Source organism: Lichenibacterium minor (assembly GCF_004137685.1).
GTDB classification, from domain to species: Bacteria; Pseudomonadota; Alphaproteobacteria; order Rhizobiales; family Beijerinckiaceae; genus Lichenihabitans; species Lichenihabitans minor.
On record NZ_QYBB01000003.1, the window covers coordinates 222,345 to 245,519 of the forward strand.

22 protein-coding genes are annotated in these 23,175 nt (G+C 72.1%); 5 read left to right on the top strand and 17 right to left on the bottom strand.

Features of this window, described 5'->3' with window-relative positions; translation table 11 throughout:
• Window positions 1-194: 194 nt before the first annotated feature.
• Window positions 195-722: a translation initiation factor IF-3 gene (infC, locus tag D3273_RS05125; protein WP_129224155.1), complete on the bottom strand. Its 528-nt coding sequence runs from the start codon at window positions 720-722 to the stop codon at window positions 195-197.
• Window positions 723-1,041: 319 nt separating this feature from the next.
• Here infC and D3273_RS05130 point away from each other — a divergent pair, with 319 nt between their 5' ends.
• Window positions 1,042-1,422 (top strand): response regulator, encoded by a 381-nt coding sequence (locus tag D3273_RS05130; RefSeq protein WP_129224157.1) that lies wholly within the window; start codon window positions 1,042-1,044, stop codon window positions 1,420-1,422.
• A gap of 105 nt (window positions 1,423-1,527) precedes the next feature.
• On the opposite strand, the gene D3273_RS05135 is transcribed toward D3273_RS05130, so the two are convergent.
• Window positions 1,528-1,899, bottom strand: coding sequence for a response regulator (locus D3273_RS05135; protein ID WP_129224159.1), 372 nt, complete (start codon window positions 1,897-1,899; stop codon window positions 1,528-1,530).
• 281 nt (window positions 1,900-2,180) lie between these two features.
• Between D3273_RS05135 and hmuQ the strand changes: the two genes are divergently transcribed.
• Together hmuQ and D3273_RS05145 are read left to right on the top strand one after the other, a co-directional pair.
• Entirely contained in the window at window positions 2,181-2,516 is a 336-nt protein-coding gene (gene hmuQ, locus D3273_RS05140) for a heme-degrading protein HmuQ (protein WP_129224161.1), read from the top strand.
• 157 nt (window positions 2,517-2,673) lie between these two features.
• Window positions 2,674-3,180, top strand: a complete 507-nt coding sequence (locus tag D3273_RS05145; protein WP_129224163.1) for a hypothetical protein — start codon at window positions 2,674-2,676, stop codon at window positions 3,178-3,180.
• A gap of 118 nt (window positions 3,181-3,298) precedes the next feature.
• Here the strand turns inward: D3273_RS05145 and D3273_RS05150 are convergent, their stop codons facing one another.
• The 6 genes from D3273_RS05150 to D3273_RS05175 form a co-directional block, all read right to left on the bottom strand.
• The gene (locus D3273_RS05150; protein WP_129224165.1) at window positions 3,299-5,662 is read right to left on the bottom strand and encodes an efflux RND transporter permease subunit; all 2,364 of its coding nucleotides are present in this window, start codon (window positions 5,660-5,662) and stop codon (window positions 3,299-3,301) included.
• Between the two features lie 105 nt (window positions 5,663-5,767).
• Complete coding sequence (locus D3273_RS05155) at window positions 5,768-6,334, bottom strand: HNH endonuclease (RefSeq protein ID WP_129224167.1); 567 nt, start codon at window positions 6,332-6,334, stop codon at window positions 5,768-5,770.
• A gap of 393 nt (window positions 6,335-6,727) precedes the next feature.
• Window positions 6,728-7,609: a 3-hydroxybutyryl-CoA dehydrogenase gene (locus tag D3273_RS05160; RefSeq protein WP_129224169.1), complete on the bottom strand. Its 882-nt coding sequence runs from the start codon at window positions 7,607-7,609 to the stop codon at window positions 6,728-6,730.
• An 88-nt stretch (window positions 7,610-7,697) separates the two neighbouring features.
• Window positions 7,698-8,642 carry an electron transfer flavoprotein subunit alpha/FixB family protein gene (locus tag D3273_RS05165; RefSeq protein ID WP_129224171.1) on the bottom strand — a complete coding sequence of 315 codons (945 nt, stop codon included), beginning with the start codon at window positions 8,640-8,642 and terminating at the stop codon, window positions 7,698-7,700.
• Window positions 8,639-9,388, bottom strand: a complete 750-nt coding sequence (locus D3273_RS05170; RefSeq protein WP_129224173.1) for an electron transfer flavoprotein subunit beta/FixA family protein — start codon at window positions 9,386-9,388, stop codon at window positions 8,639-8,641. Before D3273_RS05170 ends, D3273_RS05165 begins: the two co-directional genes overlap by 4 nt.
• 158 nt (window positions 9,389-9,546) lie before the next feature.
• Window positions 9,547-10,275 carry an aldolase/citrate lyase family protein gene (locus tag D3273_RS05175; RefSeq protein WP_245500999.1) on the bottom strand — a complete coding sequence of 243 codons (729 nt, stop codon included), beginning with the start codon at window positions 10,273-10,275 and terminating at the stop codon, window positions 9,547-9,549.
• Window positions 10,276-10,417: 142 nt separating this feature from the next.
• Between D3273_RS05175 and D3273_RS05180 the strand changes: the two genes are divergently transcribed.
• Complete coding sequence (locus D3273_RS05180) at window positions 10,418-11,719, top strand: O-antigen ligase family protein (RefSeq protein WP_165359378.1); 1,302 nt, start codon at window positions 10,418-10,420, stop codon at window positions 11,717-11,719.
• Between the two features lie 52 nt (window positions 11,720-11,771).
• On the opposite strand, the gene D3273_RS05185 is transcribed toward D3273_RS05180, so the two are convergent.
• The 9 genes from D3273_RS05185 to D3273_RS05225 all read right to left on the bottom strand — a co-directional run bounded on the left by D3273_RS05185 (window position 11,772) and on the right by D3273_RS05225 (window position 21,259).
• Window positions 11,772-14,159, bottom strand: coding sequence for a PAS domain-containing protein (locus D3273_RS05185; protein WP_207210688.1), 2,388 nt, complete (start codon window positions 14,157-14,159; stop codon window positions 11,772-11,774).
• A gap of 129 nt (window positions 14,160-14,288) precedes the next feature.
• Entirely contained in the window at window positions 14,289-15,572 is a 1,284-nt protein-coding gene (locus tag D3273_RS05190) for an MSMEG_0569 family flavin-dependent oxidoreductase (RefSeq protein ID WP_129224179.1), read from the bottom strand.
• A 5-nt stretch (window positions 15,573-15,577) separates the two neighbouring features.
• Window positions 15,578-15,865: an MSMEG_0570 family nitrogen starvation response protein gene (locus D3273_RS05195; protein ID WP_129224181.1), complete on the bottom strand. Its 288-nt coding sequence runs from the start codon at window positions 15,863-15,865 to the stop codon at window positions 15,578-15,580.
• A complete protein-coding gene (locus D3273_RS05200; RefSeq protein ID WP_129224183.1) occupies window positions 15,858-17,048 on the bottom strand; it encodes an MSMEG_0565 family glycosyltransferase in 1,191 nt (396 codons plus the stop codon). Before D3273_RS05200 ends, D3273_RS05195 begins: the two co-directional genes overlap by 8 nt.
• Complete coding sequence (locus tag D3273_RS05205) at window positions 17,045-18,049, bottom strand: sll0787 family AIR synthase-like protein (protein ID WP_129224185.1); 1,005 nt, start codon at window positions 18,047-18,049, stop codon at window positions 17,045-17,047. Before D3273_RS05205 ends, D3273_RS05200 begins: the two co-directional genes overlap by 4 nt.
• Window positions 18,049-18,591, bottom strand: coding sequence for an MSMEG_0567/Sll0786 family nitrogen starvation N-acetyltransferase (locus D3273_RS05210; RefSeq protein ID WP_129224187.1), 543 nt, complete (start codon window positions 18,589-18,591; stop codon window positions 18,049-18,051). Before D3273_RS05210 ends, D3273_RS05205 begins: the two co-directional genes overlap by 1 nt.
• On the bottom strand, window positions 18,588-19,751 hold the full coding sequence (locus tag D3273_RS05215) for an MSMEG_0568 family radical SAM protein (protein ID WP_207210690.1): 1,164 nt from the start codon (window positions 19,749-19,751) through the stop codon (window positions 18,588-18,590). The genes D3273_RS05210 and D3273_RS05215 overlap by 4 nt, the downstream gene beginning before the upstream one ends.
• The gene (locus tag D3273_RS05220) at window positions 19,636-20,718 is read right to left on the bottom strand and encodes a Nit6803 family nitrilase (RefSeq protein WP_129224189.1); all 1,083 of its coding nucleotides are present in this window, start codon (window positions 20,716-20,718) and stop codon (window positions 19,636-19,638) included. The genes D3273_RS05215 and D3273_RS05220 overlap by 116 nt, the downstream gene beginning before the upstream one ends.
• A 58-nt stretch (window positions 20,719-20,776) precedes the next feature.
• Complete coding sequence (locus D3273_RS05225) at window positions 20,777-21,259, bottom strand: MSMEG_0572/Sll0783 family nitrogen starvation response protein (protein ID WP_129224191.1); 483 nt, start codon at window positions 21,257-21,259, stop codon at window positions 20,777-20,779.
• Window positions 21,260-21,697: 438 nt separating this feature from the next.
• Here D3273_RS05225 and D3273_RS05230 point away from each other — a divergent pair, with 438 nt between their 5' ends.
• Window positions 21,698-23,092, top strand: coding sequence for an aminotransferase-like domain-containing protein (locus D3273_RS05230; protein WP_129224193.1), 1,395 nt, complete (start codon window positions 21,698-21,700; stop codon window positions 23,090-23,092).
• Window positions 23,093-23,175: the final 83 nt, after the last annotated feature.

Consider the following 23,175-nt stretch of genomic DNA (forward strand, 5'->3'; position numbering starts at 1 on the left):
CGTCGGGCGGCGCGTCGAGCGCGCCGTCTCCATGGCCAGCAACATGGGGCCCGGCACCTTGCCTTGCCATTTCCCGGGGATGAATCTTTAGTAAGGTGGGCGTAAGTTTCGAGCACCCCGGTCCGGGCGTCCCCGGAACGCGAAAAGGGCCGGCATGTGCCGGCCCTTCGAACGATCCCGCAGGGGTCGGCCGCCTATTTGGGCGACAGCACCATCACCATCTGGCGGCCTTCCATCGAGGGCTCGGATTCCACCTTGGCGATGGCGAGCGTCTCGGTCTTGACCCGATCGAGCAGGCGATAGCCGATGTCCTGGTGCGCCATCTCGCGGCCGCGGAAGCGCAATGTCACCTTGACCTTGTCGCCCTCGTCGAAGAACCGCTTCACGGCCCTCATCTTCACGTCGTAATCGTGCTCGTCGATGCCCGGCCGGAGCTTGATCTCCTTGACCTCGACGACCTTCTGCCGCTTGCGGGCCTCGGCCTGCTTCTTCTGCTCGGTGAAACGGTGCTTGCCGTAGTCGAGGAGCTTGCACACCGGCGGGGTGGCGTTGGGGACGATCTCGACGAGGTCGAGGCCGGCCTCCTCGGCGACCTTCAAGGCTTCCGTGATCTCGGTGACGCCCCGGTTCTGACCCTCGGCATCGATCAGCATCACTTCGCGGACGCGGATGTCACGATTGATCTTTGGCCCATCCTTCTGTGGGACCGGAGCGGCTTTCATGGGGCGGCGAATGGTTCTCTCCTCGAACGGGGAAGCGGATCGGCGGCAGGCGACGACGAAAGGCCCCGCCGCAGACGGGCGGCGGAGGTTCAATGGGGGAAGATCGGCGTCGCGACCTCAACAGTCAAGCCCGTTCGTCTCCGAAGGAGAACGGGATTGACAGGCACGCCGCCCGGCGAGCCTATTCGCCGGCGCCGGCGCCGTCCCGCGCCGGGCGACGTCAAGGCGTCACGGTGACGGGACCGCGCGGCCGGTCTAAGCTCGAGCTCGACCGTGCGGTGCCCGACCCGGGAATGGCCGCTTCGATGGGAATGATTTGATGGTGGACGGCGTCGATCGCGGGGTTCTTCACGGCAAGAAGGTGCTGATCGTCGAGGACGAAGCGTTGATCGCCATGCTGTTCGAGGACATCCTCGAGGACACGGCATGCCAGATCGTCGGGCCCGCCATGAACGTCCGCCAGGCCATGGCGCTCGCCGAGGCCGAGGAGATCGACATCGCGGTGCTCGACGTCAATCTCAACGGCGAATCGAGCTTCCCCGTCGCGGCCCTGCTCCAATCGCGCGGCGTGCCGCTCGTCTTCTCCAGCGGCTACGGATCGCAGGGCCTGCCGCCCGAATGGCAGGACCGCCCGACCCTGCCCAAGCCCTTCACGTCGGACGAGGTCGTGGACACGCTGGCGCGCCTCGTCGCCGCGTGAAACTTCTGGGGTGACAGCCCCGCGGATCGAAAGCGGGCCGAACTTCTTCGGCGCTTTCGAGGGGTGGCCGGACTGGAACGGGTGCGGATACGGGATCCGGCGCGATCAGCGCGCCCGCGCCGCGCTTTCGACGAAGGAGATGACCTCCGCGGCCTTCCACGGTTTCGGCATGAAGCGGGCGTTGCGCGGCAGGCGATAGGGCCGCTCCAGGGCGACCCCGGAGGTGACGCAGATCGCGATGGTGGGCCAGCGCACCGCCACGAAGGCCGCAAGCTCGACGCCGTTGAGCGGGCCTTTCAAGCGCACGTCCGAGAACATGGCCGCGACGCGCTCGGCATGCTCCTTCAGGTAGTCGAGCGCCGCGTCGACGGAATCCACCGCGACCCCCGGCAGGCCGGCCTCCTCGACCATCTCGAGGGCCATCTCGGCCAGCAGCGAGTCGTCCTCGACGATCAGAACGACGGACGGCTTCTCCATGTCGACGCCCTTCAAACTCGGCCCGCGGACCGATCGCGACGCGGCGACGGCCCATTCCCCCCGGCCCCGGCGCGACCCGCCCTTCGGCACGCCCCGAGCCCTATCACCTCGGCCCGGCGACCGCCACGGGAAAGCCCCGCCGGTTCAAGACCGTCCGACGACGCCGGCGGGATTCGTGCCGCCTGCGACGGCAGGCCCCTTCACGCCGGGCCCATGGTGACGACATAGTGCCGGTCGCCGGGCGGCCCAGGGGCCGCCGCAACGAGACCGGGAGACGCGCGATGTTCATCGCCATGAACAGGTTCAAGGTCGTCAAGGGCGAGGAGAAGGCCTTCGAGGACCTGTGGCTCAATCGGGAAAGCCACCTCGACACCGTGCCGGGCTTCGTCGAGTTCCACATGCTGAAGGGCCCGGAGCGGGACGACCACACGCTGTATTCGTCGCACACGGTCTGGTCCGACCGCGACAGCTTCGGCGCCTGGACGACGTCGCAGCAGTTCCGCTCCGCTCACGGCGGCGCGGGTTCGACGCGGCAGATGTACCTCGGCCATCCCGACTTCGAGGGCTTCGACGTCATCCAAACGATCGAGAGCACCAAGCGCGCCGCGGCGGAGTGATCCGGCGACCTTTCAGAACCGATCGGTACGGTTACGCGTTGAACACGGCGATTGTCTTCCGTCCGAGCGGACGGGAGACTGGTTCCGGGGCGGGCATCGGTGCGAATCACTCGCGTCGAGGGTGTTGCACCGGGTCGAGCGGCGGGGAGTTTCGGTGATGCGCGTGTACGGCGAAAAATTCAGGCTTCGGGAGCTCGCCTTCGCGGTGCCCCTGGCGACGCTGCTTTCGTCCGCGGCGGCGCCGGCCTTCGCGGCCGGGCCCTTCACGGGCTTTCCCGGCGAATGGACGGGCACCGGCGACGTCACCATGTCGGACGGCTCGCGCGACCGGATCAAGTGCAAGGCCAGCTACTCGGTGGGACCGAGCGGGGAAGCCCTGAACATCAACGTCAACTGCGCCAGCGACAGCTATCGCGTGAACATCATCTCGAACGTCGTGGCACAGGGCACCGACTTTTCGGGGACGTGGCGCGAAACCACGCGCCAGGTGAGCGGCGACGTGACGGGGCGCGTCCCCGCGGTCGGGCAATACCAGGCGAGCCTGCAGGGGACCGGCTTCGGCCTCGAACTCGCCGCGACCAGCAACGGCAAGATCCAGGCGATCACCATCAACTCGCAGGGCACCGACGTGAAGAGCGTGAAGATCTCGCTCAAGAAGGCGTGACGGGCGCGCCCGCCGGCCGAGCCGGATCACGCGAAGAGTAGCCTCGGCCCGCGTGGCACGGCCACGGACGACGCCGCATGACGGATCCCGCCGAGGGCCGAGCTCCCGGCGGTCCCCCTCATTCCGCCGCGGAGGTGCCGATCTGCCCACCGCCGAAGCGGCGCGCGGTTTCGACCAGGAAGGTCATGGTCGGGCGCAGGATCAGGAAATCCGCCACCAGCGCGGCCAGCATGGCGAAGGCGCTGAGCCATCCGAACAGCCGCAGCGACGGCAGGTCGGAGAAGACCGTGACGGCGAGGCCGCAGGCCAGCACCACCGAGGTCAGGATCAGCGCCGGGCCCATCAGCACTGTGGCGCGCTCGACGCCCACCGCCGGGTCCTGGTCCGGGTCGTCCTCCTGACGCAGGCGGTTCAGGAAGTGGATCGTGGCGCTGAGGCCCAGGCCGAACGACACGGTGAGCGCCACCACGCTGACGAACTGCAGTCCCTGCCCCAGCAGCAGCAGCAGCGACCCCGAGGCCACGACGGGGAAGATGCCCGGCAGCACGGCCGCCAGCGCCACCACGACCGAGCGGAACGCGAGCCCGATGAACACGGCGACGAGCAGGAATTCGAGCGTGAGCCCGCGATTCAGCTTGTCGATCATGCTGGCGCTGTTGCGCGCCGCGATCACGGCCAGCCCCGTCACGGCGATCCGGTAGCCGGGATATTTCGCCCGCACGGCCTTCAACCCCGAATCGAGGTCGTCGACCACCGGCAGGAGCTGGCTCGCGTCCTTGTCCGGGATGCGGCCGGACACCAGCACGGCGTCCCCCGTCTCGTCGATGAAGCGGTGGACGAGGTACTTCGGCAGGTAGCCGACGTACCGCTGCAGGGTGGCGGGGCTGTCGTCGCCCGCCTTGGCGGCCAGCCAGCGGCGCAGCGTTTCGATCGACCACACGTTGCCGAGGCCGGCCTGACCCTCCACCGTGCGGTGGACGGCCGCGATCGCGTCCAGGGTTTCGGGCGAATACAGGGTCTGCCCGGGCGGAAGCTCGACCAGCACATCGACCGGGTTGGCGCCGGCGAGCTCCTTGTCGAGCTTGCCGCTGGCCTGCACGGCCTGCTCCTTGTCGGGCACCTGCTCGGCGAGGCGATAGCTCGGCTGCAGGTGCGCGTAGGCGAAGGCGAGCCCCGCCACCACCACCACGCCGACGGCGCTGTAGAGGCCGGGATGGCTGACCATGCGCGACGCCACGAAGGCGCAGAACCGCCGCAGCGCCTGCACGCCCGCGTCCGAGCCCCGCGACGCCACCGTCAGGCCGCCGACGTTGCGCACGAGGAGGAGCCCCAGCAGCGGCACCAGGATCAGCACGGCCAGCAGGGCGATGCAGGTCGAGATCAGGCCCGCCTCGCCGAAGGTGCGGATGAGGTCCGATTTCGTGAACAGAAGCGCCGTGAAGGACAGCGCCGCCGTGGCGTGGGTCAGCACGCAGGCCGGCCCCACCACCAGCACGGCGTTGCGGAAGGCCTCGGCCTTGCCCTCGCCCGCCATCAGCCGGTCGCGGGCCGCGAAGGTGAGCTGCATCGAATCCGAGAACGAGATCACCATGATGAGCGGCGTCATCACGTTCAGGAACATGTTGAGCCGGAAATCGAGCCAGCCGAGCGTGCCCAGCGCCAGCAGGATGGCGATCAGCGGCGGCCCCGCCGCCACGATCATGAAGGACACGCGGCGGAAGAACAGGATGGCGATGAGGCAGCCGGCCGCGAAGCCGACGGCGTTGTAGAGCACCCGGTCGCGCTCGACGGCGTCGCGGATCTCGAGCTGCATCACCGGCACGCCCGACAGCTCGCCCTGGAGGTCAGTGCCGGCGAGGTCGTCGTGGACCGTCCTGCGGATCTCTGCGATGGCGGGCCCGTAGCGGCCCTCGTTCCTGGGGTCGAGCGACAGCACCACGAGGGCGAGGTGCCCGTCGTCGGACAGGAGCTTGCCCTTGATGATGTCGTTGCCCTTCACCCGCGCGATGAGGTCGTCGTAGGCCGGCCCCTCCGGCAGGGGCTCGGGAAACAGCGCGGGCGGCACCGTGTGGCCGGGTTCGGGCGCCTGGCGGGCGGAAAACAGCGAGATGATGCCGGTCGTGCCGTCGACGAGCTGAAGGTCGGTGACGAGGCTCCGCAGGTGGTCGAGCGGATCGCGCGCCAGGAGGTCGTTGCCCGTCACCACGACGAGCACGTCGAACTCGTTCGACGGGAAACGCCGCGTCACGTCCTCGTATTGATGGAACTCGGGCGTGTCGGAGCGGAACAGCTGGCTCAACGAATCGTCGACCTGCAGCCGCGTCGCCCCGAAGCCCGCCGCCACCGCCAGGATCACGAGCAGGAGAGTCGCCAGCACGGGCCTGTGCAGCCCCAGCAGGCCGATGCGCTCGGCCCCGAAGGCGATATTGACCCTGCGGCGGCGGTGCGTCGGCGGCAGGCCGGTGGGCGGAAGGGCGTTCAGCGGGGGACTCCTGCGAGGGACTGGGGATGCGGCGGAAGTTCGCGCGCGCCCGCGGCCTTTTGGAGGCGGGCGCGCGCCGAAGCGCGGCGCCGATCCTGTGGGGGATCAGGGCTCCAACGTCGAGTCCCAATACAGGTAGTCGAGCCAGGTTTCGTGCAGGTTGTCCGGAATCGGCTGCCGCCTGGCGATGCTGTCGAGCTGGACGGGGGTCGGTTCGAACGGCATGCGGCGCAGGCCGAGGCCGGACTGCTTCAGCGTCTTGTCCGCCTTCTGCAGATTGTGCTTGGCGCAACAGGTGACGATGTTGGTCCAGCATGTCGTCCCGCCCTTGGCGCGGGGCACGACGTGATCGAACGTCAGGTTCGTGCTTTCCTCGCGCTTGTCGCAATATTGGCAGCGGAAGCTGTCGCGCAGGAAGACGTGATACCGCGTGAAGGAGATGCGGTTGCGCTTGTGATATTTCTTGAGGCTGATGACGGAGGGGATGCGGAAGGATTGGCTGGCGGAATGGACCTCGACGTCGTAGCTCGACACCTGGTGCACCCGCCCCTGCAGCACGGCCACCAGGGCGTCCTGCCAGGCCCAGACCGAGAGGGGGCCCCAGCTCAGGGGCTGCATGTCGGCGTTGAGCACCAGGGTGCAGAGTTCGGGGGTAGACCTGTAGAACCCCATCAACTGCCCTCCCCGGCGGAAACCGTGGCGGCCCTGAGCCGTTTCGCCGAACCCGCGAGAGCGGCGGCGCGATGGCCCGAGCGGTCGGGCGGATCGGACGAGGGGGGTTCGAAGCGGCCGGGCCATGGGCTGACGCGGCCCGTCTCGCGGGTCCGTCGATCGTCAGCCGTGAGGTTCGCGTGAAGAACCATCGTCGCTGCGCCTGTGGCTACGCCCCAGCCCTTCCGGGGCGGCGTGCCGACAGTCTACATGCGCGATGACACGATTGTGAAGCCCCGCCCCTGGCGTCACGCGGTCGCGAGCGACACGCCCCCGGGCTTCCGTCGGGGCACCACGTCTGGCTCCGCACCGACAGCCATCCCCACCGGGGGCCGGGCCGGCCGTGCGGTGGGCTCAGCGGGTCGGGATCGGGATCTCGCCGCGGTAGTCGTAGAAGCCGCGCTGCGTCTTGCGGCCGAGCCAACCGGCCTCGACGTATTTCACCAGCAGCGGGCACGGGCGGTACTTCGAATCGGCGAGGCCCTCGTAGAGCACCTGCATCACCGCCAGGCAGGTGTCGAGGCCGATGAAGTCGGCGAGCTGCAACGGGCCCATCGGGTGGTTGGCGCCGAGCTTCATCGCGGTGTCGATGGCTTCCACGCTGCCCACGCCCTCGTGCAGCACGTAGACGGCCTCGTTGATCATCGGCAGCAGGATGCGGTTGACGATGAAGGCCGGAAAATCCTCCGACACCGTCGGCGTCTTGCCGAGCCGGTCGATGAAGCCCTTGGCGGCCTCGAAGGTCGCCGGCACGGTCTGGATGCCGCGGATGAGCTCCACGAGCTGCATGCGCGGCACGGGGTTCATGAAGTGGATGCCGATGAAGCGCTCCGGCCGGTCCGTCACGGAGGCGAGCCGCGTAATGGAGATCGACGAGGTGTTCGACGCCAACAGCGTCGTCGGCTTCAGCGAAGCGCAGAGCGTCGAGAAGATCTTGCGCTTGACCGCCTCGTTCTCGGTCGCGGCCTCGATCACGAGGTCGCAGTCGCCGAGGGCGGCGAAGGAGTCGGCGGTCGTGATGCGCGACAGCGCTTCGGCCCGGGCCTCCTCGGTCATGCCGCCCTTCTTCACGAGACGCGTCATGGTGCCGTTGATGGTGGCGAGGCCGGCGTTGAGCCGGTCGGCGGACAGGTCGTTCAGCACGACGTCGAAGCCGGCCGCCGCCGCCACATGGGCGATGCCGCTGCCCATCTGGCCCGCGCCGATGACGCCCAGCGTCCTGATCTGTCCGTCCATGCCCTGCCCACCCGTCGTGTGACGCGGCCGGCGCCGCCCTCGGCGCCGGCCATAACTCACGTTAGCATGCCCGCGCGGCGGGAACGGGTCAGCTTTTGCCGAGAGCCGCGTCGAGCTCCGGCAGGACGGCGAACAGGTCGCCGACGAGCCCGTAGTCGGCCACCTGGAAGATCGGCGCGTCCTCGTCCTTGTTGATGGCGACGATCACCTTCGAGTCCTTCATGCCGGCGAGGTGCTGGATGGCGCCCGAGATCCCCACCGCGATGTAGAGGTCCGGCGCCACCACCTTGCCGGTCTGGCCGACCTGCCAATCGTTGGGGGCGAGGCCCGCGTCCACGGCGGCGCGCGACGCCCCCATGGCGGCGCCGAGCTTGTCGGCGATCGGCTCGAGGTAGGTCTTGAAGTTCTCGGCCTTGCCCATGGCGCGGCCCCCCGACACGATCACCTTGGCGGAGGTCAGGTCGGGCCGGTCCGACGTCGCCAGCTCCTCGCCGCCGAAGCGCGACAGGGCCGAGGCGATCGACGACGCGTCGATGGCCTCGATCGGCGCCTCGGCGGAGCCCGCGGGCGTCGCCGCGAAGGCGGCGGTGCGGACGGTGACGACCTTCACGGGGTCGGCGCTCTGCACGGTCTGGATCGCGTTGCCGGCGTAGATCGGGCGCTCGAACGTGTCGGCCGACACCACCTTGGTGATCTCGGACACCTGCATCACGTCGAGCAGGGCGGCGAGCCGCGGCATGATGTTTTTGGTGGCGGCCGTGCCCGGCGCCACGATGGTCTTGTGATGGTCGGCCAACGTGACGAGCAGGGCGGCCGCGGGCTCGGCGAGCCCGTGGTCGAGCGCGCCGCCCTCGGCGACATGCACCTTGCCGACGCCGTCGAGCTTCGCGGCGCCCTTCGCGGCTTCGGCGGCGCCGCGGCCGATCACCAGCACGTGGACGGCGTCGCCCATCTGCTTGGCGGCGGTGAGGGCGCGGGCCGTCACCTCGTTGAGAACGCCGTCCTTCTGTTCGGCGACCAGCAGAACCGTCATCGGATCACTCCCGTCTCGCGCAGCTTGCCCACGAGCTCGCCGACCGAGCCCACCTTGACGCCGCCCTGGCGCGCCGGCGGCTCAACGGTCTTCAACACGGTGAGGCGCGGCGTCACGTCCACGCCGAAGTCGTCGGGCGTCTTGGCGTCCACCGGCTTCTTCTTGGCCTTCATGATGTTGGGGAGGGACGCGTAGCGCGGCTCGTTGAGGCGCAGGTCCGTGGTGACGACCGCGGGCAGCTTCAGCGACACCGTTTGGGCGCCGCCGTCCACCTCGCGGGTGACCTCGGCCTCGTCGGCGCCGAGCACGAGCTTCGACGCGAAGGTGCCCTGCCCCCAGCCCATCAGGGCGGCCAGCATCTGGCCGGTCTGGTTGCAATCGTCGTCGATGGCCTGCTTGCCCATGATGACGATGCCGGGCTCCTCGGACCGGCAAACCCCGGCCAGGATCTTGGCGACCGCGAGGGGCTCGACGGTGCCGTCCACCTTCACGTGGATGCCGCGGTCGGCGCCCATCGCCAGGCCCGTGCGCAGCGTTTCGACGGCCTGGGCCGGGCCGATCGACACCACCACCACCTCGGTGGCCTTGCCGGCCTCCTTCTGGCGCAGGGCTTCCTCGACGGCGATCTCGTCGAAGGGATTCATCGCCATCTTGACGTTGGCGAGGTCCACCCCGGAGCCGTCGGGCTTGACGCGGATCTTGACGTTGTAGTCGACCACCCGCTTGACGGGCACCAGGATCTTCATCGCGCGGCTGTTCCGTGAACGGGAAGGCCCGGCCTGTCGCCGCGGCGGTCCCTGCTTCCCCCAGGGATCGATTGCTAAAGGCGGGGTCCGGCATAGTCAACGCGCGGACCGGCGCAGCCCACCGCCGGCATCCGGCGAAACGGGGCACGACGTCCCCTTCAGCGGCGGGGAGCGAAGGCGGCCGCGATGGCGGGCACCTCCTGCGGGCTTCGCGCGATGCGGCCCGCGAATCCGTCGCGCCGGGCTGCACGGCACGCCGCCGCGAGGTCGTCGCCCGGCCCGCCGCGGTCGAACGCCGGCACGCCCGCCGCCGCCGCCGCGATCAGCAGCAGGTCGCGCGCGGACCGGACCGGGGAAGCGTCGGTGCCGACGCCGAGGTCGGCCGCGAGCGCCTCCGCGTCCCAGCACAGCGCGAGCATGCGGGGCGTCGCGCCGGGCAGCGTGGGGAGTGCGAGCACGCCGGCGGCCGTGTCGGCCGGCACGGCCAGGATGCGGGTGCGGCCGGCTTCCAGCCCGTGTTCGGCTTCGCGGACTGCGAGCTTGGCGGCGAGGTGCTGAAGGTCGCGCGACCCGACGGCGCCGGGCAGGAGCACGGCGTCCGGCGCGCCGGCCATGACGGCGGCGAGGTCCGCGTCGAGGACGCCTGCCGCCAGGGGCGCGACGGCGACGACCGCCAGGGGTCGCCCCCGCTGCGGGGCGACGCCGCGACGCCGCAGCGCGCCGGCCGCCGCGTCCCGCCACGCCGAACGGTCCCCGGGCGCCGCCGCGCCGCCGAGGTCGAACACCACCGCGCCGGCGCCCGACAGGAGCGCGCCGTCCATGGCGGCGTCGAGACCGGCGCCGCTGGCCTCGGGGCCGTCGCAGGGCAGCGTGAGGAGGGTGAACACGGGTCCGGCTCCTCGGCGGAGGTGCGCGGGAGGCCTAAGCCGTCCTGCTCGGGCCGACGTTGACGCGGGGGGCCGTGGCGATGCACAGGAGGTCGGCTTCGCGCCGCCCGCCCGGGATCGTCGCCCCCCCTATGGAGACACGATGAGCCGCGGCGATCCAGCGGAATCCGCGCTGAAGCGCCAGGCTTCCCGCTCCACCGACACGATGCCGGACCGATCCACGGCGCGGCTCGGGCTCCCGGGCGACGCCTCGACGGCGGCGCGGGTCGCCGCCGGGCTCGCGGCCGCGCTGCTCGGCTTCGGGCTGCCGGTGTTGATGGTCCTGGCCAACAAGTCCGCCCCCGCCACGCTCGGCGCTGCCGCGGTCGCCGCCAACGCCGCCGCGCTGCTGGCCGGCCGCGGCCCCGCCCTCCTCCGCCGCTACGCCGCCGCGCTCCGCTCGGCGCCGACGCTCATCGCCGTCGGCGTCCTGGCGATCTTCGCCCTCAGCTTCGCCTGGACGATCGACGCGCGGCTGACGGCGCGCGGCTTCGTCGAAGGCCTGCCGGAGCTCGCCTTCGCGCTCGGCCTCGCCGCGGCCTGGCCGCTGGTGGGGCGACGGACCGATGCGCGCTGGCTCGTGGCCGGCGTCGCCGTCGCCGGTTTGCTGATCCTGTTCGAACATGCGGCCGGCCTGCCGCTCCACGCCCTGCTGCGCGCGCGCGGCGAAGCGTGGGACCTGAAGCGCAGCGCCGTGCCCCCGCTCCTGCTGCTGTGGCCCGCCGCGGCGGTCCTGTGGCCGGCGCGCCGGTTCGCCGGCCTCGCCGGCCTCGTCGGCGCCGTGGCGGTCGGCATCGCGGCGTCGCATTCCGGCGCGCCGGGGGCGGCGCTGGCGGTCGGCGCCGCGCTCTTCGCCCTGGCGCTGGCGGCCCCGCGCGCCGCGCTCGGCGTCACGGCCATCGGGCTCGCCGCGCTGGTCGTGACGGCGCCCTGGACCGGTTCGATCCTGACGCGGGCCCTCCCGCCCGACACCCGGCAGGAGTTGCGCGAAGAACACGCCGAGCACAGGCTCGCCATCTGGACCGCCTTTCAACACCGCGGCTTCGATCGGCCGTGGCTCGGGCATGGCTTCGACGCGAGCTTCTCGGTCGCCGAAGCGCCCCGTCCAGGGGGCGACCCCGCCCCGGAAGACAGCGCTCGGATCGTCGGGTTCCACCCGCACGACGTCGTGCTGCAGTTCTGGATCGAACTCGGCGCGCTGGGCCTCGCCGCCGCGTCGCTGGTCTTCTGCTTCGTCGTGGGGCGGCTGCGAAACCGGAGGGGCGTGCCCCTGGCGTCGCGCCTCGGGCTGCTCGCCGCCGTCATGGGCGTCGGCCTAGTGGGCCTGAGCGCGTGGCAACCCTGGTGGATCGCGTCCGTGGCCGCCGCCCTGCTGTGGTTCGGCCGGGAAGAACCGCAGCCCTGAGCACCTGCCCGGGCTTCGCCCGGCTCGCGGCCGGCTTCGGGACGGCCCGAGGTCAGCGGGTCCGGCGCGCCGCTGCGCCCCACAGCGCGCGCGACAGGTCCTCGATGGAATAAGGCTTGCGCAGCAGCTCGAAGCCCGACGTGCCTTCCTGCGCCAGGACGTGGCTGTAGCCCGAGGTCAGGAGCACCGGCAGGCCGGGATGCCGCTCGGCGACGAGGCGCGCGAAGGTCACGCCGTCCATGCCCGGCATCACGACGTCCGAGAACACGACGTCGAAGCCCGCGGCGCCCCGCTCGAGCTCGGCCAGGCCCGCCGCGGCATCCATCACCAGGGTCGGGCCGTAGCCGAGTTCCGACAGCGTGCCCACCGCGAACGCCCCCACCTCCGCGTTGTCCTCGACGACGAGGACCCGCGTCCCGTGCCCCTCCGCGGGCCCCGGAAGGGCGGCGTCGGCGACGGCGGCCTGGCGCCCGACGTCGCCGACCCGCGGCAGGTAGAGCGTGAACACCGTGCCGGACCCGGGCTCGCTTTCGACGCCGATGTCGCCGCCCGACTGCTTGGCGAAGCCGAACACCTGGCTCAGCCCCAGCCCCGTCCCCTGGCCCACGCCCTTCGTGGTGAAAAAGGGCTCGAAGATGCGTTCGATGTCGGCGGGCCTGATGCCCGATCCCGTGTCGGACAGCGACACGGTGACGACGTCGCCCGGCAGGCGCGGGTGGCTGCGGAGCAACGGGATCTCGGACGCGGCCCCGACCGCGATCGTCAGCGTCCCCTGCCCGTCCATGGCGTCGCGGGCGTTGACGGCGAGGTTCACCAGGGCCGTGTCGAACTGGCTCGGATCGGCGCTGATGAGGCAGGGGTGGTCCGGCACCCGCAGGTCGACGCGGATGCGGGACCCCGTCAGCGTGCCCAGCATGTCGCGCAGGGCCGACACGCTGCCCACCGCGTCGAACACTTCCGGCCGAAGGGGCTGGCGGCGCGCGAAGGCCAGGAGCTGGCCCGTCAGCTTCGCGGCGCGGGCGGCCGTGTCGGAGATGGCGTCGACGTAGCGGCGGCGGCGCTCTTCGGACAGGTTCGGGCGCTTCAACAGGTCCACCGACGAGCGGATCACGGTCAGCAGGTTGTTGAAGTCGTGCGCCACGCCGCCGGTGAGCTGGCCCACGGCCTCCATCTTCTGCGATTGCCGCAGGCCGTCCTCGGCCGTGCGCTGCTCGGTCATGTCGCGGCCGCAGAACAGCACCAGGGGGTCGATGTCCTCGTCCACGCCGATCGGCGCGACGGCGACGTTGAGCACGATCGGCCGCCGGCCGCCGAAGCGGCGCTCGGCTTCGTAGCGGCCGTTTTCCCCGGTCGCGAGGCAGAAGCGCGCTTCACGCTCGATCATGTCCGCCGCGGCGGCGTCGACGAGATCGGACGGGAACCGTCCCACGACGGCCGCGCGGTCGAGGCCGTAGAGCGCTTCCGCGGCGGTGTTGAGGTCGGCGTAGACCAGCCTGCCGTCGGGGCGGAGCCGCATCAGGAACAGGGATTCGGGCGACGCATCGAAGGTGGCGCGGAACCTCGTCTCGCTCGACGCGAGGTCGCGCGTGCGCTCGGCGACGCGGGCTTCGAGCTCCGTGTTGGCCCCGCGCAGCAGGGCCTCGACGTCCTTCCGGTCGGTGACGTCGATGGCGCAGATGTAGAGGCCGTCCACGTGGCCTTCGTCCGTCAAGCGCGGCAGGTAGCGGATGTCGGCGAACCTGCGGCGGCCGTCGGGGAACGGCCAGTCCAGTTCGAGGCGAGACGCCGTGCCGCCGAGCGCGCGCTCGAAGGCGGCACGCCGCACCTCGAAGCTCACGCCTTCGGGGACGTCGCGGACCGAGCGGCCGACGATCTCGTCGGGCGCCACGGCGAACCAGTCCTGGTAGGTGCGGTTGGCGTAGCGGTAGACGAGGTCGCGGTCGACGAAGGCGATCAGCACCGGAAGGGCGTCGGTGACGAGCCGCAGCTCCGCTTCGCGCTCGCGCTGCCGCTTCGACGCCAGCACGTGGTCGGTGGTCTCGTTGGTGACGCAGAACAGCCCGCACACGCTGCCGTCCGCGTCGCGCAGCGGCGAATAGGAGAAGGTCCACCACGTCCGCTCGGGCTCGCCGCGGCGCGCCATCACGATCGGCATGTCGACGTGCCGGCTGGGCCGGCCGTCGAGGGCATCCTCCACCCAGGGGCGCACCGCGTCCCAGGCGTCGGGCCACAGCTCGGGCAGCGTGGTGCCGAGCGCCACCGGCAGCCGCGGGCCGAGCACCGGGCGGTAGGCGTCGTTGAAGAAAAAATGCAGCTCCGGCCCCCAGGCCAGGTACATGCTCTCGGGCGAGTCGAGGATCAGGTCCACCGCCGTCCGCAGGGGGGCGGGCCAGCCGGACGGCGGGCCGATGCGCGTGGTCGACCAGTCGAGGGCGCGCATCTCCGCCGCCGTGACGCCGCCCGCATGCGGAAAGCTCGGCCGGTCAGGCGGCATGACGGAGGGGGATGGTGGGCAGGGTCGGCACCCGTCCACGCTATACAGGCGAGCCCGCGCCGTGCCTACGGCGTTTCAGCCCCGTCCCAGGGCGGCGCGCAGCGGGGCGATCTCGGCCGGGAAGGTGCGCTCCACGATGGCGTCGACGACGTGTTCGGCATCCTCGGCGATGCGCGAGAAGCGTCCCGAGCCCCAGGAGTTGAGCCAGGGGAGGCCCACCACCATCAGCCCCGGCACGGCCGTCACGCCGCGCTCGTGCTCGGGATATCCGGCTCCGGTGAAGCAGGGCACGTCCATCCAGCTCCAGTCCGACCGGAAGCCCGTGCCCCAGACCACGGAAGCGATGCCGGCTTCGGCGAGGTCGAGGGAAAGAGGCTCGACCTGCGGCTCCCAGGCCGGCGCGTAGGCGGGCTCCGCCGGCGCGTCGATGCCGCGCTCGGCGATATGGCGGTCGATGAGGGCGCGGATGCCGAGGTAGACCTCGTCGGCGGCATCGAGCTTGGCGCGGAGGTCCGGCTCGAAGGTCAGGGCCGGGCCGCGGACGGCGGCGAGGCGGCCGTAAAGCTTCATGCCTTCGGCGGCGAAGCGGCGCAGGTCGATCTCGCGGCCCCCGTCCCGGCCCGTCATGTAGTGGTTGGCCTGACGGCGGACGAGCTTGCCCTTGGGATGGTCGGCCACCGTCATGGCATACTGGCCCATGTCGTCGAGCCAGCGGATGGCGTCCCGTCCCCGATAGCGACGCGGCGAGCGCGGCGCGCTGCCGACCGATACGTGGACCTGCCGCCCGGCGAGGTGCAGGTCTTCGGCGATCTGGCAGCCCGACTGCCCGGTGCCGACGACCAGCACGCCGCCCGGGGGGAGCTGTCCGGGGTTCTTGTATCCCGACGAATGGACCTGCACGATCCCGTCCGGCAGGCGTGCGGCCTCCGCCGGCAGGTTGGGCCGGTGGTAGGCGCCCGTCGCCACCACGACGTTGGACGCCGTGTAGCCGCCTTCCGTCGTGGCCAGGGCGAAGGTGCCGTCGGGCCGGCGGCTCAGCGCCGTGACGGCCACGCCTTCCCGGACCGGCGGCTTCACGGCGGCGGCGAAGCCCTCGACGTAGCGGACGATGTCGTCCTTGACCATGAAGCCGTCGGGGTCGGGCCCGGCATAGGGGTAGCCGGGCAGCTGGCATTGCCAGTTCGGCGTGACCAGGCAGAAGCTGTCCCACCGGTCGTCGCGCCAGGCGTGGCCGACGCTGTCGCGCTCGAGGACGAGGTGGTCGAGGCCCCGCCGCTTCAGGAAGTGGCTGACGGACAGGCCGGCCTGGCCGCCCCCGACCACGATGACCGGCAGGTGCGGGACGGAAAGCTTGTCCATGGGCGTCACTCTTCGAAGGCTTCGACCAGCACGGCGGCGTCGGGCGCGCGGGGCTGTCGGGCCGCGGCGGCCCGGATGTCGCGGAGCTGGCCCAGGGCGAGCGAACATGGAAAGCCGTAGCGGGCCTTCACCCGCTCGCTGGCGACCGTCAGGGCTTCCGCGGCCTTCGCCACGAAGGCGTCGACGGGGTAGCTTTGGCCGGGCACGAGGTAGTCCTTGATGACCAGCGACGGCGAATAGCAGCTGTCGCGGCTGCCGTCGGGCCACAGCACGGTGAAGCGCATCTCAGGCATGGGCGGCGATCCTCGGGCCGGACGGGACGGCGAGATGGGCCGCGTAATGGTCGAGGTGCCGGCGCGCGCTCGACGCCCAATCGAAGCGGGCCGCGACGGCGTGGCCGCGCGCCACCCGGGCGGCGCGGGCGCGCGGGTCGAGCGCGTCCTCCATCGCCCCGGCGATCGAGGCGACGTCGGTCGGCTCGGCCCAGGCGGCGTCGTCGGGCCCGAGATATTCCGTGAAGGGCGCGATGCGCGACACCACGACGGGCGTGCCGCAGGCCATGGCCTCGACCACGCTGAGCCCGAAGCCCTCCTGCAGGGACGGGAAGGCCAGCGCGTCGGCGACCCGGTACAGCGCCGGCACCTCGGCCTGCGGCACCGGCCCGGCCAGCACCACGGCCCCGCCCGGCCGCGCGCCGAGGTTCAGCCGCAGCAGCGCCTCGTCGCAGAGCCTCGCATAGGCCGAATGGTCGAGCACGGACGCGCCGCCCACGATCACGAGCTGCGCCCGGGGATGGCGGGCGCGGACCCGCGCGAAGGCCTCGATGATGCGCAGCGAGTTCTTGCGCGGTTCGCGACCGCCGACCGCCAGGAGGATGGGGCCTTCGCCGAGGCCGAGCCGGGCCCGCACGGCGGCGTCCGACGCGTCCGGCCGGGGCGAGAAGGCGCCGACGTCGACCCCGTTCGACACGCGCCCGGCGTCGACCCCGTAGCGGGCCCGCAGCAGCTCGACCCAGGTGTCGCTGACGCAGAGCGCCGTCCCGGCTTCGACGACCGCGCGGCGCTGGCGCGCCTCGACGCGGGGGTCGGAGAAGTGGTCGAGGTGATGCACGGTGCGGACGAAGGGCGGGATCAGCCCGGCCCCGTGGAGCTCCGCCAGGGCGCTGCCGCCGATGCCGTCATGCGCGTGGTACAGGTCGAAGGCCCGGTTCCCGGGGGCGCTGAACCAATCCCAATAGTCGGCGACGCGCTGTTCCACCATGTCGTGGGTCGAGCGGCTCTCGATGCGGCAGGCCGGCACCGACACCGTCGCGCAGGCGGCGGGCCGGAAGAAGCCAAGCCGCGCCGGGTCCGGGGCGTGGACCACGGCCTCGTGGCCCAGCGCCGTGAGGGCTTCCGCCAGCGACAGGCAGTGGCTGACGCCGCCGCGCGGGTTGGTGGAATGGGTGAGGATGGCGATGCGGAGCGGGCGGGTCATCCGACGGCCCCCGGGGCCGCCGAAAGGGCGCGAGCTGGCCGCGGGCCGCAGCCGATCAGCGGGGACTCGGAGAAGTCCCACACCGTGGCGACGTGCCGCCGGTCGGCGATGCGCAACGCGTGGCCGGCGTCCACGCCGCCGACCCGCGCCGCCGCGATCCCCCGCGCCGCGAAGCGCGCCAGCACGGCCGCGGTGTCTCCCGGTGCGACGCTCAGCAGGTATCCGTAGCTCGGGAAGCTCGCGAGCCAGCGGAAGGCGTCGACCCCGTCGGGCCGGGGCACGGCGTCGAGGTCCAGCGTGCCGCCCACCCCCGAGGCTTCGAACAGCATGCCGGCGGTGCCGACCGCGCCCGCCATCGAGATGTCCTTCGCGGCCCCGCAAAGGCCCGCTTCCGCGATGGCGGCCAGCACGTCGAGGTCGCCGCGCAGGCGCTCGGCCGGCGCCGCCGTGCTGGCGTCCCAGTTGGTCGACGTCGCGGACCGGTAAGCGCCGCGCAGGTCGACCGCCATCACGAGGTCGTGGCCCGGCCGCGCGTCGAAGCTCGTCATGAGCGTCGAGGCGCGGCCCAGCACCGCGACGGCGAGGCCGCCGCGCTCGGCCCGCGCGTTGGTGTGGCCGCCGACGACCGGCACGCGGTAGCGGGCAGCGCCGTCGCGCAGCCCCTGCAGCACCGGCACCGCCGAAGAATCGTCCGCCGCCCACAGCGCGTCCACCACCGCGACCGGCCGCCCGCCCATGGCGGCGACGTCGCTGAGGTTGACCATCACGCCGCAATAGCCGGCGAACCAGGGCTCCACCGCCACGAAGGCGTCGATGAACCCCTCGATGGCGAGGAGCAGCCAGCCGTCCCCGTCGGGGATCGCCGCGCAATCGTCCCCCACCCGCACGGCGGCCGCGTCGCCCAGCCCCAGCGCCGCGACGGCGCCGGCGATGTCGCGCTTCCCGTCCATCCCGCGCGACGTCCGGATGCGGGCCGCGAGGTCGTCGACGAGCCGGTCCATCAGGCCGCCACCCTGGCCAGCGCCGTGATGCCGGCGACCGGGTCGGCGAGCGGCGGATAGGCGGCGAGGTCGGCCTCCATCCGGTGGTGGGGCAGGCCGTGCAGCGCGACCTCGTCCAGCGTGCGCCAGGCGAGCTTGTGGAACAGGGGGGCGTTCTGCGCCTGCACGTGGGCGGTGAAGCGGCGGCAGCCGCGGGCGACGGCGGACGACACGGCGACGCGGATCAGCGCGGCGCCGAGCGCCCCGATGCGGCGGTGGTCGGCCGCGACGGCGAGGCGCGAGCCCATCCACAGACCCGGCTCGGGCTCGTGGATCCGCACCGTCCCGACGACGTCGCCGGAGGTCACCGCCAGCGTCGACACTGCCACGATGGGGATCGCGACCGCGTCGAGGGCGTCGCGGTCGTCGTTTCCGAAGAGGCCCTGCTCGACGCAGAACACGCGGCGGCGCAGCGCCGCGGCGTCGCGGAACTCCCACGGGCGGTCGGCGAACTTCACCGTGAAGCTCGGGGCCGTGAAGGGCCTTTCGAACGGGACGATCATGGCGCGCGCCCCCCGGGCCGGCGCTCGTAGGACGACAGCGCCGAACAGGCGCCGCACTTGGCGCAGCCCGCCTTGACGTCGCCGCTGCTCATCCCGGCGCGGCGCAGCATGGCCGACAGCGGCCCCAGGATCGCGTGCATGAAATCGGGGCTCGGGGACGGGTGGCTTTCCAGCGGCGTCCCCGAGATCGGCACGAAGGGCACCACGAAGGGGTAGACGCCCATCCCCACCAGCGTTTCGCACATCGACAGAACGGCGGCGGGCGCGTCGCCGAGGCCGGCCAGGATGTAGGTCGACACCTGCCCGCGGCCGAACACCGGCACGGCCGCCGCGAAGGCCGCCATGTAGCGCTCCAGCGGGACGGACGCCTTGCCGGGCATGATGCGGGCCCGCACGGCCGGCGTGACGGCTTCGAGGTGCATGCCGAGCGAATCGATGCCGGCGGCCTTCAGGCGGCCGAACCACAGGTCGTCGTCGGGCGGCTCGCACTGGCCCTGGATGGGCAGGTCGATGGCCGCCTTCACGGCGAAGGCGGATTCGGCCAGGATGGCGGCGCCGCGGTCCGAGGTGGCGGGCGTGCCGGTGGTCATCACCATGTGCTTGACGCCGTCGAGGAGCACGGCGGCGCGGGCCACCTCGGCGAGTTGCTCGGGCGTCTTGCGGGCGACGGTGCGCCCGGCCGCCAGCGACTGGCCGATGGCGCAGAACTGGCAGGTCTTGGTGCGGCTCCCGTAGCGGATGCAGGTCTGCAGCACGGTCGTGGCGAGCACGTCGCGGCCGTGCAGCACGGCGATCTGCGGATAGGGCACGCCGTCGAAGGTTTGCAGCTTGTAGAAGCGCGGCTGCACCGGGAAGGCGACGCGGCCCACGCCGACGCCGTCGCGCTCCACCGTGCTGATCCCGTCGTCCCCGGGTTTCCGGACCACGTAGGGGCTGTCGAAGGCCGCCGCGGTGTGGACGGGGATCATCACCGTCCGGCCGTCGATCGTCAGCGCCTTGTGGTCGGACGGGCCGGCGCCGCCGCGGCGGCTCCCGACGCCCGCGCTAGGGTCGAGCAGGCGCACCCCGAAGGACTGCAGCTCGTTGATCAGCCTCTCGGTCGACAGGGGAGGCGAGCCCGGCGACGGCGGGTGCGGCGAGCTCGGGCTGGCGTCGGTCATCGGGGGATCCGTCGGTGGGCCGGGGGGCGAACGGCACGGCCGCATGCAGGGGTCGTGCCTGTCGGTTGTCCAGGCTGAGGCTGAGGAGCTCGGGGCGGGCGTAGTGGCCGACCGAGTCCATCATGCGCTTGCGCTTGGTGATCACGGCCATGTCGAGGTCGGCGACGAGCACGCCTTCGCCGCCCCGCAGCGGTGGCGCGAGGTGGACGCCCTCGGGCGACACGATCGCGGTGCAGCAGCCGCCGCGCAGAGCGCCGCGCATGCGGTCGTCCGGGGTGATGGCCTCGATCTGGGCGTCGGTCAGCCAGCCGCAGGCGTTGACCACGAAGCAGCCGGCTTCGAGCGCGTGGTGGCGGATCGTCACCTCCATCTGGTCGGCGAAGATCTGGCCCACCATCGAGCCCGGGAACTGGGCGGCGTGGATTTCCTCGCCCTGCGCCATGAGGCTGTAGCGGGCGAGGGGGTTGTAGTGCTCCCAGCAGGCCAGCGCGCCGACGCGGCCGACCGCCGTGCCGGCGACCCGAAGGCCCGAACCGTCGCCCTGCCCCCAGATCATCCGCTCGTGGAAGGTGGGCGTGATCTTGCGCCGCCGCAGGGCCAGCGCGCCGTCGGCGTCGAACACCAGCTGGGCGTTGTACAGCGTTCCGCCGTCCCGCTCGGTGACGCCGAGCACCACCACCATGCCGTGGCGGCGCGCCGCCGCCGCCACGGCATCGCAGACCGGGCCCGGCACCACCACGGCCTCGTCGTAGAGGCGGACGTGCTCGGCGCCGGTGGTGGCGGGCGACTGGACGAAGGAGAAGTAGGGGTACCAGGGGACCAGCGTTTCGGGGAACACCGCAAAGGCGACGCCGTCCCGCGCCAGGGCGTCGATGGCGTCGAGCACCTTGTCGACGGTGCCGCCGGGTCGGTCGAGCACCGGCGCCATCTGCACGGCGGCGGCCCGGACGGTCCTCTTCTGGCTCATGAAACCCCCTCGATCGTGGGATGGCCGCCCAGGCCGCGCGGGCCGGGCGGCGACAGCGTCACAGCGTCCAGGTGTCGAGGATGAAGGCGCCGGCCTTGCGGTGCAGCAGGACGAGGTCGAGCGTGTCGAGCGGACCGATGGGTCGGATGCCCTCGATGAGCGACGCTTCGCCGTGGCCATAGAGCGCCTGGAGGGCGAAGCGGCAGCAGTAAACCTTGCCGCCCTCGCTCATGAACTTCGCGAGCTGGTTGTTGAAGTTCTGGTGGCCCGGGAAGGCGTCGTCGCCCAGCCGCGGGAAGCCGCGCTGCACGCCGAGCGTGACGCCGGGGCCGTAGAGCAGGATGGACGTTTCGAAGCCCTTGCGCAGCAGGCGGGTGGCTTGGAGCAGGTTCACCAGGCCGATCGAGCCCTCGAACGCGACCGTGTGGAAGGTGACGAGGGCTTTTTCGCCGGGTTCGGCCTTCACGTCCTCGAAAACCTTCTCCTCGTAGTCGACGAGAAAGTCGCCCTTCTTGTGATGCGGAATCTCGACTGCAGGCATATCGGCTCTCCCCAAGGCGACCCTGGCCCGGCCGCGCGGCCGGACACGAACCGGCGAAGCGCTGCGGTTCGACCAAGGATGTTCGCAAGCGCCGTGCCACCGCCCCCCGCCCGCACCGGCGCCGACAGCCGAGCCTCGAAATACAGTCAATCGACCGGTCAATATCGCGCGACGACTGGCGATGTTTTCAGCGCGGATGCCCGGTGATTCTCCACGCGAAGGCCACCCCTTGGGCGTGCGGAAAGAACAGGCACAGTCTTCGCCGCCGCCCCGCCGCCGGGGCGACCGTCGATCGGCGCGCCCTTTGCCACGGGGCGCCCGGGCGGAAACGCGGTCGGGGATGCGGGCTCGCGCGCGAACCGTGCGGCTGCGGCGCGAAACTTGCGATCAATGCTGCAATTGACCGCAGGACGGGATCAGGACCGTGCAGGCTCGCCCATGACCCTTTGGACGCCCGACCTCGCCAAGTTCGGCCGGCCGCATTACCGCGCCATCGCCGACGCCATCGCGGACGACATCGGGAGCGGACGCTTGTCGCCGAGCGACCGGCTGCCGCCGCAGCGCCGCCTGGCGGACGCGCTGGGGCTCAACTTTTCCACGGTGGCCCGCGGCTACGTGGAAGCGCAGCGGCGGGGGCTGATCGCGTCGCGGGTCGGCCAGGGCACGGTGGTGGCGGGCCCGCCCGCCGGCACGCGGGGGCGCGACGCCGCCGGCGGCCCCCGGCGGCCGGCCCTCGTCGACTTCTCCATGAACCTGCCGCCCGAGCCCGACGACCCGGACCTGCTCGGGCGCATGCGCGACGGCTTGGCGGCGGTGTCGGCCGACCTGACGAACCTGCTGCGCTACCAGGGCTTCGGCGGGGCGCGGGAGGACCGCGAGGCCGCGCTCGCCTGGCTGGCGCGCCGGGGGCTCGCGCCGGCGGCGAACCGGCTGCTGGTGTGCCCCGGGGCCCACAGCGCGCTGCTCGCGGTGCTGTCGACGCTGTGCCGCCCCGGCGACGCGGTGTGCTGCGAAGCTTTGACCTATCCCGGGGCGCGGTCCATCGCGGCGCATCTCGGGCTGGAGCTGATCGGCCTGCCGACGGACCGCGAGGGCATCGACGCCGCGGCCTTCGCGGCCACCTGCGCCAAGCACCGCCCGAAGGCGCTCTACCTGAACCCCACGCTGCTCAACCCCACCACCCAGACGGTGTCGCGCGCGCGGCGGGACGCCATCGTCGAGGTGGCGCGGCGCTATGCTGTGGCGATCGTCGAGGACGACGCCTACGGGGTGCTGCCGCCGTCCTCGCCCCCGCCCTTCGCCGCCCTGGCGCCGGAAACCACGTACCACGTCGCGGGGCTGTCCAAGTGCCTCGGCGCCGGCCTGCGCATCGCCTACCTGGTGGCGCCGAGCGCCCGCACCGCCCTGCCCGTCGCCGCCAGCCTGCGCGCCGCCACCGTGATGGCGTCGCCGATCACCGCCGCCCTCGCCACCCGCTGGATCACGGACGGGACGGCCGACGCCGTCCTGGGCTTCGTGCGCGCGGAGTCGATCGCCCGTCAGCGGCTGGCCGTGGCCGCCCTGCCGGCGGCGCGGGTGGAGGCCGACCCGCACGGGTTCCACGTCTGGATGCGCCTGCCGGACCCCTGGACCCGCTCCGCCTTCGCGTCGCAGGTGCGCTCGACCGGCATCGGCGTCGTGGCGAGCGACCCCTTCGTGGCGGCGGGCGCGGCGCCCGAAGCGGTGCGGATCTGCCTCGGCGGGCTGGCGAACCGCGACGACGTCGCCCATGCCCTCGACGTCATCGCCCACGCGCTCGACGAAGCGCCGGTCCTGTCGTCGGCCTTCATCTGACGGCGGCCGCGCGAGACCGCCGATCCGCCCGCCTGCCACGCCGCCCGGGCCTCGATCCGCGACCGGACCCGCCGGGCGCCGAA